The organism is Aeromonas sp. MR19, from assembly GCF_963899305.1.
GTDB classification, from domain to species: Bacteria; Pseudomonadota; Gammaproteobacteria; order Enterobacterales; family Aeromonadaceae; genus Aeromonas; species Aeromonas bestiarum.
In genome coordinates this window covers 37,795-55,822 of the sequence record NZ_CAWQWZ010000013.1, presented here as the reverse complement: position 1 = coordinate 55,822, position 18,028 = coordinate 37,795, and the positions used below count along the sequence as shown (strand labels likewise).

General features: G+C 54.5%; 18 protein-coding genes. 13 read left to right on the top strand and 5 right to left on the bottom strand.

The genetic code is table 11. From position 1 onward, the window contains the following. Positions 1-137: 137 nt before the first annotated feature. From AACQ95_RS12090 to AACQ95_RS12050, 9 genes are all read left to right on the top strand, one after another. The gene (locus AACQ95_RS12090; protein WP_339357896.1) at positions 138-281 is read left to right on the top strand and encodes a hypothetical protein; all 144 of its coding nucleotides are present in this window, start codon (positions 138-140) and stop codon (positions 279-281) included. A gap of 228 nt (positions 282-509) precedes the next feature. Further along, on the top strand, positions 510-1,028 hold the full coding sequence (gene hcp1, locus AACQ95_RS12085) for a type VI secretion system effector Hcp1 (RefSeq protein WP_087755220.1): 519 nt from the start codon (positions 510-512) through the stop codon (positions 1,026-1,028). 209 nt (positions 1,029-1,237) lie between these two features. Continuing rightward, positions 1,238-1,525 carry a type VI secretion system PAAR protein gene (locus AACQ95_RS12080; protein WP_042867113.1) on the top strand — a complete coding sequence of 96 codons (288 nt, stop codon included), beginning with the start codon at positions 1,238-1,240 and terminating at the stop codon, positions 1,523-1,525. An 11-nt stretch (positions 1,526-1,536) separates the two neighbouring features. Then, on the top strand, positions 1,537-3,615 hold the full coding sequence (locus AACQ95_RS12075; RefSeq protein WP_241281007.1) for a type VI secretion system Vgr family protein: 2,079 nt from the start codon (positions 1,537-1,539) through the stop codon (positions 3,613-3,615). Between the two features lie 2 nt (positions 3,616-3,617). Beyond that, a complete protein-coding gene (locus AACQ95_RS12070) occupies positions 3,618-4,364 on the top strand; it encodes a DUF4123 domain-containing protein (protein WP_241281006.1) in 747 nt (248 codons plus the stop codon). After that, positions 4,365-4,862 (top strand): DUF3304 domain-containing protein, encoded by a 498-nt coding sequence (locus AACQ95_RS12065; RefSeq protein WP_241281005.1) that lies wholly within the window; start codon positions 4,365-4,367, stop codon positions 4,860-4,862. Continuing rightward, positions 4,862-6,619, top strand: coding sequence for a DUF2235 domain-containing protein (locus AACQ95_RS12060; RefSeq protein ID WP_241281004.1), 1,758 nt, complete (start codon positions 4,862-4,864; stop codon positions 6,617-6,619). Before AACQ95_RS12065 ends, AACQ95_RS12060 begins: the two co-directional genes overlap by 1 nt. Beyond that, entirely contained in the window at positions 6,616-6,792 is a 177-nt protein-coding gene (locus AACQ95_RS12055; protein ID WP_241281002.1) for a hypothetical protein, read from the top strand. The genes AACQ95_RS12060 and AACQ95_RS12055 overlap by 4 nt, the downstream gene beginning before the upstream one ends. Before the next feature lie 133 nt (positions 6,793-6,925). Then, complete coding sequence (locus AACQ95_RS12050; protein ID WP_241281000.1) at positions 6,926-8,293, top strand: SEL1-like repeat protein; 1,368 nt, start codon at positions 6,926-6,928, stop codon at positions 8,291-8,293. A gap of 245 nt (positions 8,294-8,538) precedes the next feature. Here AACQ95_RS12050 and ulaR read toward each other — a convergent pair whose 3' ends face one another. From ulaR to ulaG, 4 genes are all read right to left on the bottom strand, one after another. Next, positions 8,539-9,297, bottom strand: coding sequence for an HTH-type transcriptional regulator UlaR (gene ulaR, locus AACQ95_RS12045; RefSeq protein ID WP_139399395.1), 759 nt, complete (start codon positions 9,295-9,297; stop codon positions 8,539-8,541). A 97-nt stretch (positions 9,298-9,394) separates the two neighbouring features. Further along, positions 9,395-10,267, bottom strand: coding sequence for an L-ribulose-5-phosphate 3-epimerase (locus AACQ95_RS12040; RefSeq protein ID WP_241280999.1), 873 nt, complete (start codon positions 10,265-10,267; stop codon positions 9,395-9,397). A gap of 14 nt (positions 10,268-10,281) precedes the next feature. Then, positions 10,282-11,106 carry a Cof-type HAD-IIB family hydrolase gene (locus AACQ95_RS12035; protein WP_241280997.1) on the bottom strand — a complete coding sequence of 275 codons (825 nt, stop codon included), beginning with the start codon at positions 11,104-11,106 and terminating at the stop codon, positions 10,282-10,284. A gap of 120 nt (positions 11,107-11,226) precedes the next feature. Next, the gene (gene ulaG, locus AACQ95_RS12030; protein ID WP_241280995.1) at positions 11,227-12,294 is read right to left on the bottom strand and encodes an L-ascorbate 6-phosphate lactonase; all 1,068 of its coding nucleotides are present in this window, start codon (positions 12,292-12,294) and stop codon (positions 11,227-11,229) included. A 513-nt stretch (positions 12,295-12,807) separates the two neighbouring features. Here ulaG and AACQ95_RS12025 point away from each other — a divergent pair. The 4 genes from AACQ95_RS12025 (at position 12,808) to AACQ95_RS12010 (ending at position 16,585) form a co-directional block, all read left to right on the top strand. Beyond that, positions 12,808-14,559 carry a PTS ascorbate-specific subunit IIBC gene (locus AACQ95_RS12025; protein WP_241280993.1) on the top strand — a complete coding sequence of 584 codons (1,752 nt, stop codon included), beginning with the start codon at positions 12,808-12,810 and terminating at the stop codon, positions 14,557-14,559. A 46-nt stretch (positions 14,560-14,605) separates the two neighbouring features. Then, entirely contained in the window at positions 14,606-15,082 is a 477-nt protein-coding gene (locus tag AACQ95_RS12020; protein WP_241280992.1) for a PTS sugar transporter subunit IIA, read from the top strand. Between the two features lie 40 nt (positions 15,083-15,122). Next, on the top strand, positions 15,123-15,815 hold the full coding sequence (locus AACQ95_RS12015) for an L-ribulose-5-phosphate 4-epimerase (protein ID WP_241280991.1): 693 nt from the start codon (positions 15,123-15,125) through the stop codon (positions 15,813-15,815). Between the two features lie 125 nt (positions 15,816-15,940). Further along, positions 15,941-16,585, top strand: coding sequence for a 3-keto-L-gulonate-6-phosphate decarboxylase UlaD (locus tag AACQ95_RS12010; protein ID WP_241280990.1), 645 nt, complete (start codon positions 15,941-15,943; stop codon positions 16,583-16,585). A gap of 185 nt (positions 16,586-16,770) precedes the next feature. On the opposite strand, the gene AACQ95_RS12005 is transcribed toward AACQ95_RS12010, so the two are convergent. Beyond that, complete coding sequence (locus AACQ95_RS12005) at positions 16,771-17,979, bottom strand: tyrosine-type recombinase/integrase (protein WP_241280989.1); 1,209 nt, start codon at positions 17,977-17,979, stop codon at positions 16,771-16,773. Positions 17,980-18,028: the final 49 nt, after the last annotated feature.

Genomic DNA, 18,028 nt, shown 5'->3' with positions numbered 1-18,028 from the left:
CTCAGTCACCTGCTTGACGGCGGCCAGTTTAAATTCTTCCGTGTAACGTTGCTGCTTGCTCATAACACCTCCTGAATGACCTCAGTTTGAGGCTCTTGAGGTGTCTAGGAAAGTAGGGGCGATTCACCCCAAGAACCGTGACCTTTCACCTCAATCGGGTTGTCGAGAAGCTGGGGGCGAGCAGTAAAAGTCAGGCGATATCTTGGGCGCTCAAGCAGGGGCTGGTGCGGCTCAACATCGATACTGCGTTAGTGGGAAATATTGATAATTGTGACCAATAGTTCTGCCTGCCGCAATGTATTGCGCAATATGTAGAGTTTGATGCTGATAGTGCAACCATTGTTGGCTTGATGCTCTGTTTGGTGCAACATCTTGCTGCTGGTTGGGGCTGTGTCGTGGTGGGTGTTTGTAAGTTGTTGATAATTAACAGGTAAGTAAAGTGGCATGGTCACTGCTACAGGTTTGGTCGAGTGCTATCTCATTTAACCAATCTATCTAGGAGCATACTCATGCCAACTCCATGTTATATCAGCATCGAAGGTAAAACCCAGGGCAACATCACTGCCGCCGCTTTCACCTCTGATTCCGTCGGCAACATCTTCGTGCAAGGCCACGAAGATGAGATGCTGGTACAAGAGTTCCAACACGTTGTCACCGTACCGACTGACCCGCAATCCGGTCAGCCTGCTGGTCAGCGTGTCCACAAACCGTTCAAATTCACCGTCGCGCTGAACAAAGCCGTGCCGTTGATGTACAACGCCCTGGCCTCTGGTGAGATGCTGCCGAAAGTGACTCTGAAGTGGTACCGCACTTCCGTGGAAGGCAAGCAAGAGCACTTTTTCTCTACCGTGCTGACCGATGCCACCATCGTTGATATCGACTGCCAGATGCCGCACTGCCAAGACCCTGCGAAATCCGATTTCACCCAGCTGATCCAAGTCTCCCTTGCTTACCGCAAGATTGACTGGGAGCACACCGTTGCCGGTACCTCTGGTTCTGACGACTGGCGTGCCCCTAGCGAGGCGTAAGCCTGACTTTCTGATTTCGCTATTCCTTGTATTACGTTTTGTATCTTGTGGCCGGTGTGCAACCGGCCTTTATCCCGTGTTTCTCAGGTCAGTCTTTGGCTGCCGGAGCTTTTATGTTTTGCCATCCCCCTGTCTGGCTGCTGATGTAATGGGGATTACCGTGGTAGCGAGTGCGGGGGGATGGCAAAGCACACAAGAGGTTTTACGTTATGTGTCCCTCCATTGCATTGCTCGGTGACATTGGCACCGACCACGATGGCTTCCCGCCGACGCCGGTGATAGCCGCCAGCCCTGATGTATTCCTCGATGGCAAGCCTGTCGCTCGTCAGGGTGACCCGCTCGCGCCGCACGACAAACCCAACAACCCACCTCACCCACGCAGCATTGCCGGAGGCGTGAGCTCGGTGTTGGTTAACGGCAAGCCTATCGCCGTCACCGGCACAGCCGTGGATTGTGGTGGCGTGGTGATTGGTTCGGGTAGTGGGCAAGCAGGATAAGGAACAGAGTCATGGCACAGAGCACAGGATTACAATTTACCGTCAAGGTTGGCGCACTGGCTGACAGTACCTTTGTGGTCGCGAGCTTCAAGTTCGATGAGGGCCTAAACAGCCCATTTAGCCTTAAGCTGGAGGTGGCCAGCCAGCAACCGGACATCGACTTTGGTGCTGTGCTGGACCAGCCCTGCGAGCTGCTGGTGTGGTACAACGGCGAGCTGCAGCGCCGGGTCTGCGGGGTAGTGAGCGAGTTCGCCCAAGGGGACAGTGGCTTTCGCCGCACCCGTTACAGCCTGGAGGTCAAACCGGCCCTGTGGCGACTGGGATTGCGCCAAAACTCCCGCATCTTCCAGGCACAGAAACCAGACGAAATCCTCTCCATCCTGCTGCAAGAACACGGCATCACCGATTACGCCTTTGCGCTGAAAAATGAGCACGCCCAGCGAGAGTATTGCGTGCAGTACCGCGAGACTGACCTCGAGTTCGTCAACCGGCTCGCTGCCGAAGAGGGACTGTTCTACTTCCACGAATTCGAGCAAGGCAAGCATCGCATTGTCTTTGCCGACGATGCTGCAGCGCTAACCGCAGGCCCTGAGCTCTTCTTCAACCTCGGCAACCGCTCGCTGGAACAAGGCCCCTACGTGCGCCAGTTCCACTACCGCGAATCGGTCCGTCCCGCAGAGGTAGAGCTCAAGGACTACAGCTTCAAGACCCCGGCTTACAGTCTCTCCCAGAAGAAGATGGGGGTTGAACTAGAGCATCAACGGGATACCTACCAGCACTTCGACTATCCGGGCCGCTTCAAGCAGGACCCGAGCGGCAAGGCATTCACCCAGCACCGGCTCGATGCCCTACGCAATGACGCCATGATGAGCTCGGGTCAATCAAATTGCGCCGCCCTGCTGCCCGGTCAAACCTTCACCCTCTCCGAACACCGCAATGCCGCCCTTAACATCGCCTGGCAAATTGTCAGCATCACCCACACCGGCACTCAGCCGCAGGCGCTGGAAGAGGAAGGGGGCGATGGCCCTACCACCATCACCAATGCATTCTCGGTAGTGAAAGCCCAACAGACTTGGCGTCCGAGGCTTGAGCGCAAACCCATGGTGGATGGCCCGCAAATTGCCAGCGTAGTGGGCCCTGAAGGCGAGGAGATTTACTGCGACGAACATGGCCGGGTCAAGCTGCAGTTCCCGTGGGACCGCTACGGCAGTTCCAACGACCAGAGCTCCTGCTGGGTACGCGTATCCCAAGGATGGGCTGGCGGCCAATACGGCATGATGGCCATTCCGCGCATCGGCCATGAGGTTATAGTTAGTTTCCTTGAAGGGGACCCCGACCAGCCCATCGTCACCGGGCGCACCTTCCACGCCACCAACCGACCGCCTTATGAGCTGCCAGCCAACAAGACCCGCACAGTGCTGCGCACTGAAACCCATCAGGGCGATGGTTTCAACGAACTGCACTTTGAAGACCAGGCGGGACAGGAAGAGATTTACATCCACGGTCAGAAAGACCTGAACGTACTTATCGAAAATGATGCGGCCTGGCACATCAAGCATGACCAGTACACTGACATCGACAACGAGCGGGTCACCCGCATCAAGGCCAATGACCACCTGAGCGTGGAAGGCGAGAAGCGCGACTACATCAAAGGCGATTACTCCCTTACAGTGGACGTATCGCTCCACCAGAAAATCGCGCAGGCGCTGCTGGTGGAAGCTGGACAAGAAGTGCATTTCAAAGCGGGCAACAAGATAGTGCTGGAAGCTGGGTCAGAGCTGACGCTCAAGGTCGGCGGCAGCTTTGTGAAGGTTGACCCCAGTGGCGTCACCCTGGTCGGCCCTACCATCAAAATGAACTCCGGTGGTAGTCCTGGTAATGGTTCTGGCTGGGGTGGTCAAGCCCCCTCATTGCCGAAAGCTGTCGCGACCGAGCCGTCTCCCGAGCACGTCACTGTCGCACCAATGACACCAACGCAGACGAGTGCAGGAGCCTTGTTAAAGACGCTTCCGCCTATGGAGAAACCTGTCTGCATCCCTTGCATGCTGCGGGCAATGAGGCAGGGTGATGCCGTCGTACAGGGGGAATAATAATGCTACCTGACAAATTATGGTCTGATGATGCCTGCTACGTGTTGTTCGAAGGTGCAGAGCTGAACGGTGAATTACGAGAGACGTTGCTAGCCAACGAGGGCGGAGCCTTGCGCCCGCTCTTGATCCACCCGGATGTATTTGAACTGATTAATCTGGGCCCTTGGCTTTGGCACTGCCAACAAGCATCCGCCCCTTTGCTTGAGCAGATGATCGCCCAAGGGCTGGTACAGGGATTGATCCACAGTCAGCGTTCACTGGATGAACTCCAGCAGCAGTTTGCCATGGGATGCATGGTTGTGGAGCCGAAAGAGTGTCATAGTCAACTACTGCGCTTTTATACCTCATCAGCCTTACCCGTGATGCTGGCACAACGAGACTTGCCTTGGTATGCCTCTCTCTTTGGCGAGCTGACTGATTGGTGGTGTTACCATTGCGATGGTCAATGGATTCATCATTCGATTAACGTAGAGCTTGCCGAGTTGCAAGTGATTACCCTCACTAACGAACTACAAGCCGCTTTGCTGGGCGATCCTGAGGCGCCAAGATTGCTCGCTATGTGGCAAGGTAGCGTGCGTTTCCAACAATTCCCCGCCTGTATCCGCACTGATATGGTCTTGAAAGCACTAAAGAAAGCGGATGATGCCGGAGCCCCTTCATCTGCTCGTTTGATATGGGGGCTTGCTTGGCTGGAGGGCGGTAACCCTGCATTGACAGCCTTAAAAAACACTTTCCAAGAGAGGATGTGAATGAGCCGTTCCTTTTCTATCCGGATGTTTAATGCTGCTTGGGATCTGCTACCCCGTTGGGGGCGCTGGTTGGCAGGTGTGCTGTTTGTTGTTTATCTGGTATGGGCCTTTGCCATTAAAGAGAGCTTTGGTGGTGCATTTCTTGTTCTCAACAATCTAATGGATCGCCCCATCAGCTATCACTATGTCAATGGCAATATGGGCGGGAATGCCTTTGCCTTCGATGGCTTGAATGCTGGGGGGAAAATTGCAGGTCCTTACGATATATCGGGTAAGACCGTGACTATTGAATGGGAACTGGATATGACCCAAGCCCAAGCGGATGCGGGTTATCGTTTTGAGAAGCATAAGGTGACGCTGCCAATGCCTAAGCGCAAACAAGGGGACGAATATTTCTACACATTGATCATGCCAAATAATGAAGTCAAGGTACGTTGGTCACCCAAACCAGGAGCATTTGATGATGTGATCGCTACCTATCAGACGAGGAAATATTGATGCTCGATATGGATGACATTCAATGCCGTGAGGCTCGAGAAAAGAGCCTTCATCAAGCCGGTATCGGCACCTGTTCCTTGGCATGGCAGGTCGGATTTTTCTTTGATGGTATGCATCGTAATATCAATCAGGACAGCGCTGCGCACCGCCTTTCTAATGTCTCTCGTCTATTTCGGGCATATCCGGATAGAGAGATAATGGATATGGACTCCTCCTACCTTTATTCGGCAATTTATATCCCTGGGCTAGGGACCCCCCATGAAGATCAAGTGGCCGACCGGCTTTACAGCGTGATGGATAGCCAGTGGAACGCGCTGCCCGATAATTCCCTAGACAGCACCAGCAGTAAAGCCAAAGAGGCGGCGGTCGATGCGCTCTATGATGCCAACAAGAAGGATTGGTTTGATACCCTGTCACACAACCTGAGTGACCTTTTTAGCATCAAGACAGCTAAGGCTGTTATCACTGATACCGCAAAAGGCATTGCCAAGCAGGTGACATTGGAGGCGCTGCCCTCCCTGCGTGACCATCCAGTGGTGATGGAGCAGTTTATGACCGGCGTGGATGCTCGGATAGATGGCGCCAAGAACGTTTTTAAAAAGCAATTTTCCTCTGTTAAATCCAAGAACCAACTGCCCATCAAACTGATTCAGATCTCGGTGTTTGGGGCCGATCTGGGCGGTATTCTGGCTCGGCGCTTTATCGAAGAGCTGCTGGAAGAGGTCTGCAGCAAAGAGGGCGATGCGTACTCCTATGAGGGAGTTAAAATTGAGGTTACCTTTGCCGGATTGTTTGATTGCAGTCGCCGCAGCTCCTTTGATTCTGGCGATACCATGGCGGATGCGTTCAGCTTAGCTGGCTTGTTAGCTCGCCCGATTGCCGGGCCACTCGAGTGGATTGGCGGGCCCAAGGTCATTGATTTTAGCAAGCAGCTTCATCCGGCGGTCAAAAAGGCACTCCATCTGGTGGCAGCCCACGAACGGCGTGTCTACCGGCCCCTTGTGCCGCTCGGGCCGTTGAAATCCACTTGGCGGGAGGAGTTGCTGCCGGGGGTAAGCGAAGATATTACCGGTGGTTTGCTGCCCAATGAACAGCGCCCTAGTGCCGAGCTTTGTCGGGTTGCCCTGCATCAGATGTATAACGTCGCCCGTAGCGGGGAAGTTCCCTTTCCTAACTTTAAAAATTTGCAGGAGATATCGGCTAGAGTCGCGTCATATTTTGTAATGAATGACAATCTTGCAGGAAAATCGGTGCGTTTTTATAGCCGGAAATATATGCAAAAGGTGGGAGGTAACAGACCATCACGCCAAACGTTCGAACGTCACCAGCACATCTACGTCTGGTGGCTTGGCAGGCAATATGCCGAGTATAAAGCAAGGCTGGAAAATGCCAACTCGGAAGACCGTTCATGGCTGAAAGAGCGCTGGGGATGGCTTGAGTTCGTGCGTGACGAAGCGAAATATGTCGAACGAGCGGTGATCAATCCCAATGGTTATATCGCATACGCACAAGGCAGCAATGCACTCAAAATGGCAAAGACATTTCTGTATCCGTCTCAACAAGCCTTCCCTGAAGAGGTGGGCATCTTTTTTGCCTACTTTATGCATGACTTTGTCAGCTCGACAGCTTTTACCGCTTCCCCCACTGAGCAGGTAAAAATTAAAGACCAGTCTGAAACCATGATTAGTTCCCATCACTTCTTTCTACCCAGAGGGATCGAAGCGATTGAAGCAAGCGAAAAGGATCAAGTGGCATGAAGCAGTACCAAAACTGGCTGGCCCAGTATCTGATCTGTCGTCGTGATAACGACCATGCCATGGCCGCAGAATTGGCAGAGAGTATTTGTGTTTTCTGGAAGAGCAGAGACGATAAAGCCGAGCATTCCAAGTGGCAGAAGGTCTATCAGGATCACCGACAGAAAACCACCTGACAGGCAAGGCTAAAGGCCAGGGAAGGCGCCGCATCAGCTTTGTGCCCATCAGGTGGCTGCGTAGCATAATGGATCAGCCAGAAAGACAGCAGTTCCTCACCCGTCACTTTTTCACTCTGCGAAGAATTTTCCCATGAAATACCGTGCCTTATGGCTGGTGCTGGCGACCAGCATGCTTGCAGCCTGTACTTCCACTACGTCATTCACTGACGCCGAGCTATCCCAAGCCGCAAAGCAGGGGGATGGCCGAGCTCAATATGAGCTGGCCAAACGTTTGGCCAGCCGACCTGATTACCCCAACGCCATGCACTGGATGCAGCAGGCCGCAGAGCAGTCGGGCCCCTTGGCCGCCGATCAGCAGATCCGTGCTAACGCAGCATGGCAAATCGGTGACTGGTACCAGACTGGGCTCGGTGAGCCAAAAAATCCGGCGCTCGCTACACAGTGGTGGCAGCGTTCGGCTCATCTTGGTAACACCAATGCCAGCTATCGGTTGGGACTGATGTGCCAGGAGCAGCATCAGAGTCACCTAGTGAGTGAATGCCTCGATTGGTTCGAGCAGGCTGCCAAGCGGGAGAATGCCGAGTCACAGTTAGTCCTGGCCCGGTGGTACAGCAAACAACCGGGGGCTGATGCGGACGCCATCAAGTGGCTTGAGCGTGCTGCAGGACTGGGTAACCGTGATGCCCAGTACTTGCTGGGAGAGCGCTACCAGCAAGGTCAAGGGGTTGTCAAACGACCAGACCTTGCCCAACGCTGGAATGACAAGGCTGCTGCCCAGCAGCAACCGAATGCTTTATTGCTGCAAGCCAAACAAGCGTCTCCTACCGGCGCTTTCACAGCTTATCAACGAGCAGCTAGTGCAGGCTCTGCTGAGGCCGAACTCTGGCTAGGTATGGCTTATCTGGTAGGGAAACAGGTTCCCACAGACCCAGCCTTGGGGCGTTACTGGTTGGAACTGGCAGCCGGACACGGCTCCCATGAGGCTGAGTACCAACTGAGCTTGCAGCAGGTAGACCAGGATCAGCAGATCCACTGGTTAACTCAGGCTGCCGAGGGTGGTGTAACTCAAGCGTGGTTTGAGCTGGCGGAGCTACTGCATAAGCAAGGGGCTCTTGAGCAGGCCAGAGCCAGTTATGCCAAGGCCGCCCAACAAGGACACATTGCCGCACAGTACACCTACGGTGAAATGCTGCGTCTGGGGCAAGGTGGCAAAGAGGATTATGCACAAGCTCTCAAGCAATATCGCTTGGTGGCCCAGCAAGGTGACCGCATGGCCCAATACCGAATGGGAACACTGCGTGAGGAAGGGTTGGGCGCACCACGCAACCGGGTACATGCCTACGCCTGGTTGTCACTGGCCGCCACCGAAGGGATGACCGAAGCTGTGCAAGCTCGTGACGAGCTGGAGGCTGCGATGACCAAACCGGAAGTCAAACAGGCTCAAAAGCTGTCGGAGCACTGGTTTGGCAAGATGCCATTAACCGTCAGGAAAAGCTAAAAAAAGAACATAGAAGGAAGCAGCCCTGATGGCCGCTTCCTTCTTTTTTGGTCGGTAAATCACCAGTCACAAACTGAGCCCAGGCATCCATCATAGGCCGACGTTGGTCCGGCAAGTCAGTACGGTGGTGCGCAGCCTCCACTTTGTTCTGCACTGTATGAGCTAACTATCATTCAGCTAGATCCCGTGCATAGCCCTACTTGTTGAGGCAGTCCAGGAGCGAGAAATAAAAGTTCTGTGCAGGGTTAGACCAAGATAATCTGCACGTCCTTGGCCTTTATCTGCTCGATCACTGCTTTATCCGCATCCTTGCCGGTGATCAGAATGTCGATCTTGCTGGCGGCGCAAAACAGCATGCCTGCCCGTTGCCCCACCTTGCTGCTGTCGGCCAGTACCACCAGTCGGCCAACGTGGTTGAGCATTTTCTGCTCCGCCATGGCGGTCAGCATATCCATCTTGTAGAGACCATCTGCGGTGACGCCCTTGCCGCTGGTAAACATCCAGTGTCCGGCATAGAGGGATGAGATCTCGTCCTGTGGTGCCAGGGTGATGGACTGCGACTTGTTGTATTGACCTCCGATGATCACCACGCCGTCATGGTCATTTTCGATCAGGTAGTTGGCGAGCGGGAAGTAGTTGGTGATGACCTGAACATCCTGCCCGCAGATCTCCTGACCCAGCACGAAGGCGGTGGAGCCACAGTTGATGACCGCGCTTTCGCCCGGTTTGATCAGCGCAGCCGCCGCCTGGGCGATGCGCACTTTTTCGCTGTGATTGAGGCTTTCGTTGCTGTCGAGAGGAGACCAGTGGGCCTTTCTGGCCTGCATCAAGGCTTCGGCCCCGTTGCGCACCTTGCGCAGTTTGCCGGAGTCATTGAGCTTGTTGATATCGCGGCGAGCAGTAGCCGGAGAAATATCAAAGGCTTGCATTATGCTGTTGACCGACAGATGACGTTTCTGATTGAGCAATTCCAAAATGGCGTTATGGCGATGTGCTTCTGTCATATCATGCCTAATGATGATTTAATCTGATTGGGTGGTGATTATATCGCGCATATGTGTGGATGACAGCAACCTTGTTAACTCTTCTGGTGACGGGCGTTCAGGCGAGCGCCAGACCGGCTTGCTGGCTCAGTTCGACCAGGCGCGCCTTGGCCGTTTTCAGGTTGCTGGCCCACAGCGCATCCTTGGCCCACATCTCCAGCACCAGCGGCCCGTTGTAGCCGATTTTTGCCAGGGTGTTGAAAATCGCGGCAAAGTCGACCTCTCCCTCGCCAATCACCAGATCGCGGAACTGGCCTTGGCAACTGGTTGATACCTTGCGGGTATCTTTGAGGTGGATCTGCACGATATGGTCAGCGCTCAATTGCAGTTCGGTACAGGTGTCGTAGTTCCAGCCGGTGATATTGCCGACATCCGGGTAGGCCATAAAGTAGGGGGAGGGGATCTGCTTTTTCAGCACCTCAAATTTGCTGAGGGAGTTGAGGTAGGGGGTATCCATGATCTCCACACCCAGCATGATGCCTGCCCGCTCAGCCATCTTGGCCGCCACCTTCATCCCGTCGATGAAATGGCGGTGAGTCTTTTCGCTTTGCGGTTCGTAATAGACGTCATAGCCCGCCAGCTGGATGCAGCGAATGCCGAGCTTGTAGGCCAGATTGATCGCTTTTTCCATGATGATGGCCGCTTGCTCGCGGATGGTCGGATCCTGCGAACCGAACGGAAAGCGGCGATGGGCGCTCAGGCACATGGAGTGCAGCGGGAGGCTGTGCTGCTCGCACAGGTGTCTGAGCTGATAGATTTCGCTATCTGACCAATCCAGCCGCTGCAACTTTTCATCCGATTCATCAATGGATATCTCGATGAAATCAAAGCCAAGCTCCTTGGCCGACAGAATTTTCTCTTGCCACTCCAGGTCGGAGGGCATCGCTTTTTCATAAAGGCCAAGGCGAAAGGCATGGTCAAAGTGATGCATACAAGCTCCTACATTCAGATAGGGAAATAGCGGTTCAGTACCTCGAGGATCCCGCCCTCGTCGTTGCTCTCGCGGGTGACCCTGCTGGCCATCTGCTTAACCTCCGGCTCGGCATTGGCCATGGCGATGCCCATCCCCGCGAGGCAGATCATGGAGGTGTCGTTGTGGTTGTCGCCGATGGCGGCCAGGCGTGCCGGGCTAATCCCTTGCTGGTCCAGATACTCCTGCAGTCGCGCCCCCTTGCTGTTGCCGCGGCGGGCAAAATCAACCCGATTGGCCCAGGACTGCTCGCCACTGAAGTGCTCGCGTACCCATGGGTGGTTTGAAAAGGCCTGAATGGCGGAGATCTCTCCCTCTGCCACGAACTTCCAGACATGGCTGCTGGTTGCCAGCTCCTCTTCAAACGAGTGAACACTGGCCACCTGCGACTGGATCGGCGGCGTAAAGCCGTTGGCCCACTGCTGCAGAGTTGCCATGTAGTGCACCGGCTGATGAGCGGAGTAGACCATGCGGTCAGTGACATACATGACGATGTTGAGCCGGTGCTCCCTTGCCAGCGCGATAAAGCGTTGTGCCAGCGCATGGGGAATGGCGTTCTCTGCCAGCACAGCACGTTGGTCGTAGTCGTAAACGTAGGTGCCGTTGCAACAGATGATGGGAGTGGTCAGCGCCAGTTCGTGGTGATAGGGGTGGGCGGCCGTGTGGTGTCTGCCGGTGACCAGCATGACGGTGGCCTGCTCCTTGATCCTCATGATGGCCTCTTTGACGGCCGGCATGATGGTGTGAGCACTGGTCAGGGTGGTGCCATCGAGATCGAGGGCCAGGGCGTGATAGCGCATCGTCTGATCTTCTTGTTATCTGGTGAGGGAGTGGGCAATAGAGGAGGTGATTGAGATGACGCCTTGCTGGCCCAACTCAATCACCATCCCTCGTATTACCCGATGTACGACAGTCTGTGCTTACAGGAAGGATTTGTAAGGCAGCTCCGGCTCGTCGATGAAGATGTCATCGAACCCGCGCGGGTGCTGGTAGTGCAGCTTGCTCTGGTCGGTCGGGAAGGTGTATTTGCCACCGACTTGCCAGAAGAAGGGGCTGAAGCGATAGCCGAGGCGATCTTTTTTCATGTTCCAGAGCACTTCGATCTCGCGGGGATCGCTTTGGAAGTTGGCCCAGATATCGTGGTGGAACGGGATCACTACTTTGGTGTTGAGGGACTCTCCGGCCCGCAAGATGTCTGATGAGGTCATCTTGTCGGTCACGCCGCGCGGGTTTTCGCCATAAGAGAGCAGCGCCACATCGATCTGGTAGTCATTGCCGTGCTTGGCGTAGTAGTTGGAGTAGTGGGAGTCACCCGAGTGGTATAGGTTGCCCCCGGAAGTTTTGACCAGATAGTTCACCGCCCGATCATCCATACCATCCAGAATGCTCTTGTCGGTGGAGGAGACACCTGCCGGCAGGGTGACCAGCGCGGTGCGGTCAAAGGCATCGAGTACCTGGATCACGATGTCACCCACCGGGATCTCGTCACCCACGCGGGCCACCACACAACGCTCGGCAGGCACACCCCAGCGCAACCAGAGATCGACACAGGCTTTCGGGCCGATGAACTTCACATGCTCACCACAGTTTTGCAGCACGGCAGCCGCCACATTGACATCGATATGGTCGGCATGATCGTGGGTAGCGAGCACTGCATCGATATCTTTAATCCCGAAAGGATCGAGCACGAAAGGTGAGGTTCTCAGGTTGGGTTGCAGCTTGCGAACGCCCCCCATCCGCATCATCTGGTGCTGCTTGTTCATATACGGATTGCCATGGGTTCGCTTGCCCGTGCCGCACCAGAAGTCGATGGAGATGTTGGTATTGCCGGCAGACTTCAGCCAGATACCGGTGCAACCCAGCCACCACATGGCGAAGGTGTTCGACTTGACCTCTTCCTGCTCAATCTCTTCATTCAGCCAGGTGCCCCACTCGGGGAAGGTGCTGAGGATCCACGATTCACGGGTGATTTCTTCAATCTTGCTCATCTGACATACCTTTTCTGGTTTGGATGGTTCACGCAGTGGTGATTCATCGGGTGATGACATGGCTTGCATGGTTGCGAGCCAGTGATTCGTTTTGATTGGTTATGACTATATTATCGCTTTTTGTGATTATCAATGATTGTCGTGATTGTTTTGTGAGATTAATGGCGGCATATCACAATCAAGAGATGAGCATGTCTTTAAGTATCTGTATTTATTGACTTTACTGACTTTATACGTATTTGTGGGGATTTTTCGAATCCTTTTAGGCGGTTTTTAGGGTCCTTTTAACCGAAATTTTACATCCTGATGCTGGAAAAAAGAGATTCTCTCGGCCTGGATCTTCATCACAATAAATCATTAAATGACTATGTATGATTGCTTTAGATTTCACAGTGAGTGGTGACAGTTGAATCTGCTCGCGGGGCGTCAGGTAAAGCAATGCCCATATGAATGGTGAGATGTCTGCACCAATCCAATAGCAATGAGTTGTCCTCATCTGGACGGAGCATAAATATGGAAACCCTCTACAACGCTTTTTACATCTTTTACAGTCAGGTGATGACCAAGGCCCCCCTGCTGTTGGGGCTGGTGACCTGTATTGGCTACCTGTTGCTCAAGCAGGATGGCACGACGGTCGTCAAGGGGACGGTGAAGACCATCGTCGGTTTCATGCTGGTGCAGGTGGGCGCCAGTACGCTGGTGGCCGGCTTCAAGCCGGTGGTGGACAAGATTGCGGAATATCATCACCTCACCGGTTCAGTGATTGACCCCTACACCACCATGATGGCGACCATGGAGACCATGGGGGAGAACTACTCCTGGGTCGGCTATGCGGTATTGCTAGCCCTTGCCCTCAATATTCTGCTGGTATTGCTGCGGCGCTATACCGGGATCCGCACCATCATGCTGACCGGTCACATCATGTTTCAGCAGGTGGGCCTGATCGCGGTCTTCTATATGGTGATGGGCGCCTCGATGTGGGAAACCATCCTCTATTCCGCCGTCATCATGGCGCTCTATTGGGGGATCTCCTCCAACATCATGTTCAAGCCAACCCAGGAAGTGACTGGTGGGGCGGGGTTCTCCATCGGCCACCAGCAACAGGTCGCCTCCTGGATTGCTACCAAGGTGGCGCCGAAACTGGGCTGCAGGGATGAGAGCGTCGACCACCTGAAACTGCCAAAGTGGCTGCACATCTTCCACGACAGCATCACGGCGACCGCCATCGTGATGACCCTCTTCTTCGGCATCATCCTGCTCTCGTTTGGCCTCGATAATTTGCAGCAGATGGCGGGTCAGACCCACTGGTCCATCTACATTCTCGAGACTGGCCTCAAGTTTGCGGTCGCCATTCAGGTCATCGTGGTGGGGGTGCGGATGTTCGTTGCCGAACTCTCCGAGGCCTTCAAGGGGATCTCCGAACGGGTCATCCCCAACGCTGTCTTAGCAATCGATTGCGCTGCCATCTACGCCTACTCGCCGAATGCCATGGTCTTTGGCTTCATGTGGGGGGCCATCGGTCAGTTCCTTGCGGTGCTTGCCCTGCTGGCATTCCAGGCGCCCATCATGATTATCCCGGGCTTCATTCCCATGTTCTTCTCCAATGCCACCATAGGGGTGTTTGCCAACCACTTTGGCGGCTGGCGCGCGGTGATGAAGATCTGTTTCGTGATGGGGATCATCGAGGTGCTGGGTTCTGCTTGGGCTATCCATCTGTTCGCGGTCAATGGCACCAGCTTTAATGGCTGGATGGGCATGGCTGACTGGGCGCTTGTGTTCCCGGTGATTATGCAGGGGCTCTCCTTCTCTTCCATGTTCTTCGTGGTGTTGCTTGCCGGCGTCGGGGTCTACATGTACTTCGCTTCACGCACCCTGCGCATGGAAGAGGATATGGCCGTCCCAGGTGCCGCCGCGGCAGAAGACACGGCGGATTTGCCAGCCTTGCTAGCCGAGGGTACCAAAGGGGGAAATGCAGTGCGGATCCTGGCGGTATGCGGCAATGGCCAGGGCTCCTCCATGATGATGAAGATGAAGATCGGCAAGTTTCTCGAGCAGCGTGGCGTGCCCCATGTCATGGACTCCTGCGCCGTGGCCGATTACAAAACCAAGCTGCAGACCACTGACATCATCGTCTCTTCCAAGCATCTGGCTGGCGAGATGAGCCCCGGTGAGGGCAAATTCGTGCTGGGGGTGCAGAACATGCTCAACCCCAATTCGTTTGGTGATGAACTGCTGGGCATCATCAAGAACAACTTTGCAAATTAAGCCGATGAGCCTCGCTGCACTCGGCAGCGGGCAAAAGGAGAACAAGATGAAATTCAAACAATCTCTGATGGAAAACGACTCTGTATTGCTCAACGCGGCCGCCGCCGATTGGCGCAGCGCCATCAAACTGGGGACCGACATGCTGATCCGCTCCGGCGCCGTGGAGCCTCGCTACCACGATGCGATCATCGGCAGCATTGAAAAGGTGGGGCCCTATATCGTGATTGCTCCCCAGTTCGCAATGCCCCATGCGAGGCCGGAAGATGGGGTCAATCGCACGGCGTTTGCACTGGTCACTCTGACCACGCCGGTGAAGTTTGAAGGGGAAGAGGAGCCGGTGGATGTGCTAGTGACGCTGGCGGGCAGCACCTCGGATGAACACATGGAGGGGCTGATGGAGGTCACTCAGGTGCTGGAGGATGAACACAGCGAGAGCGGGATCAACCTCGACAAGCTGCGAGCATGCCAGAGCACGGCAGATGTATTCAAGGTCATTGACCTGGCGCTGGCTCAAGTGGCCTGAGGCACCCAACGCGGCCCCGCAAGGGGCTCAGGAGAACGGAATGTACAACTCATTGAAAGAGGCTGTATTGGAGGCCAACCTGCTGCTGCCCCGATACGGTCTGGTTACCCTGACATGGGGCAATGTGTCCCAGATTGATCTCAGCCTGGGCGTGGTGGCCATCAAGCCGTCCGGGGTCTCTTACGACAATATGACCGTTGACGATATCGTGGTCGTTGATCTGGAAGGCCGGATCGTCGAGGGGCATTTATCCCCATCCAGTGATACCGCAACCCATCTGGTTTTATATCACGCATTCAAGGGTATTTCCGGTATTGTGCACACCCATTCCCGTCATGGCACTATTTGGGCACAAGCGGGTATGGATATTCCGGCATTGGGCACGACCCACGCCGATTATTTTTATGGGGATATTCCCTGCACGCGTTCGCTGACTGAAGATGAAATCCGTGTTGATTATGAAAAAAATACTGGCAAGGTCATCGTCGAAGAGTTTCAGCGTCGGGATCTGGATCCGCAGGCCTTGCCTGGTGTGGTCATTACCGGCCATGCCCCATTTTGCTGGGGCAAGAGCGCGCTGGATGCGGTGCACAATGCGCTGGTGCTGGAGGAGGTCGCGACCATGGCGCTGGCAACCAGAGCGTTGAATCCGGCCATCCATATTGCGCAGGAGTTGTCTGACAAACACTATTTCAGAAAGCATGGTGAGAATGCTTATTACGGCCAGCGTTAATCAGTCGACCCGTCATTTAAATTGCCCATCTATTTATGTTAGTGATGTCAGGCTACGGCCTTTTATCGACTTTAAATCAATGGGCCAATGAATCCTGCCAACGTTTTAAATTAAGGAAAGATAGTATGACCAAGCCAATGTTACAGATTGCTCTGGATTCCACCGACCTAGCTACCGCCGTAGATATTGCCGATCGCGTCGCCGGTTATGTCGAGGTCATCGAGGTCGGCACGATTCTGGCTTTTGCGGAAGGCATGTCTGCGGTACGCACCATGAGCGAGCGTCACCCTGATCACATCATTGTGTGCGATATGAAGACCACCGATGGTGGTGCCATTCTAGCCCGTATGGCCTTCTCGGCCGGTGCTGACTGGATCACGGTATCTGCCGCTGCGCACGTCGCCACCATTGCTGCCTGCAAGAAAGTCGCGGATGAGTTTAGCGGGGAGATCCAGATCGAGATTTATGGCAACTGGACGCTGGATGATGCCAAGCAGTGGGCCGATATGGGGATCACCCAGGCTATCTATCACCGTTCGCGGGATGCCGAGCTGGCCGGTGTCAGCTGGACTCAGGCCGATTTGAGCAAGATGCGGGCACTCTCCGAACTGGGGCTGGAGCTGTCGATCACCGGCGGTATCGTGCCGGAAGATATCCATCTGTTTGAAGGGATCCGGGCCAAGACCTTTATCGCCGGACGGGCACTGGCCTCAGAAAGCGGCCAGGCAACCGCCGAAGCGTTACGACGCGAGATCAACAAATATTGGTAACGTGTTACAACCGCCACCGGAGTGGGGTCAGAGTCCGCTCACAATCAATTAGAGTAGAGATGACTAAAGTGGAAGTTAAACAAGCGCAGAAACTGTCGGAGCATTGGTGTGGCAAGATGCTATCAACGGCTAAGAAAAGCTAAAAAAAGAACATAGAAGGAAGCGGCCATAAGGCCGCTTCCTTCTTATTCAGTTGGCAAATCACCAGACACAAACTGAGCCCACGCATCCATCATGGGACGACGTTGGTCCAACAAGTCAGTGCGGTGGTAAGCAGCTTCAACCTTGTTCTGCACCGTGTGAGCTAACGCTCGTTCAGCGAGATCTCTCGCATAGCCTTGCTCGCTGCGCCAGTTCCGAAAGCTGGAACGAAAGCCATGAGCAGTTGCCATTCGGCTAGGAGTACAGCTCTCAGCTTTGGTTCTTCTCAGAAACATCGTCAGCACTGTGTCTGAGAGCGATACCTGATCTCTGGGAGAGGGAAATACCAACTCATCATGTAACCCCTGCAACCCCTTCAGGATCTCGATAGCTCGAAGAGATAACGGAACACGATGTAGTTGCTTGGCTTTCATACGCTCAGTAGGTAGGGTCCAGATCCTTGCTTCCAGATCTACTTCAGACCATGTCATTGCTCGGACTTCACCTGAACGGCAAGCTGTCAGGATCAAGAACTCCAGCATGGAGCGGGTTACATCGCATCGTTGTGTTGTTCTCAGATGTTGCTGAACAAAAGCAGGTATATCACGCCAGGGCATCGCAGGCTGATGCTCTACTCGCACTGACTTGCTTGGCTGAGCCGGTAGTAAGTGGTTCACCACATCCACCGGGTTTGCAGAGGTATAGCAGTGAGCCCATGCCCAAGCCATCACTGCGTGTAGGCGCTGCTTAACACGGCTTGCTGTTTCCGGGATCGTCAGCCATATCGGTTGCAAAACGGAAGCGATATGAGCTGGGGTGATGGCATCAATAGAGATAGGGCCAATGGTAGGAAAGGCATACTGTTCCAATGTGGTGATCCATTGCTTGCCGTGCTTGGGGTTCTTCCAACCAGGTAACAAGCTTTCGTAGACGAGTCTGGCGGATGCTTCCAATGTCGGGATCTTCGGCTTGTTCTGCTCTTGTTGCCGGAGTTCTAGCGGATCCAGATTATTCGCCAACTGTTCTCGCATGAGCTGTGCGTCTCGCGCTGCATCAGCGATGGAGATCTCGGGGTAAGTCCCGAGGCCAGCGTTACGCCGTTTCTTCGTCAGTGGGCTGACATAACGGAACACCCACTTTCCTCTGCCCTTGACGGTGGAGGGGTGTAGCGTCAATCCGGTGACGCCGCCATGAGCAAGGGGCTTATCTTCAGGCTTGATGGTGCGGGCTTTGGTATCGGTGAGGATTGCCATCAGGTAACCTCCTTGAGAATTGAATATGCCACTCAGTATGCCACCAAGC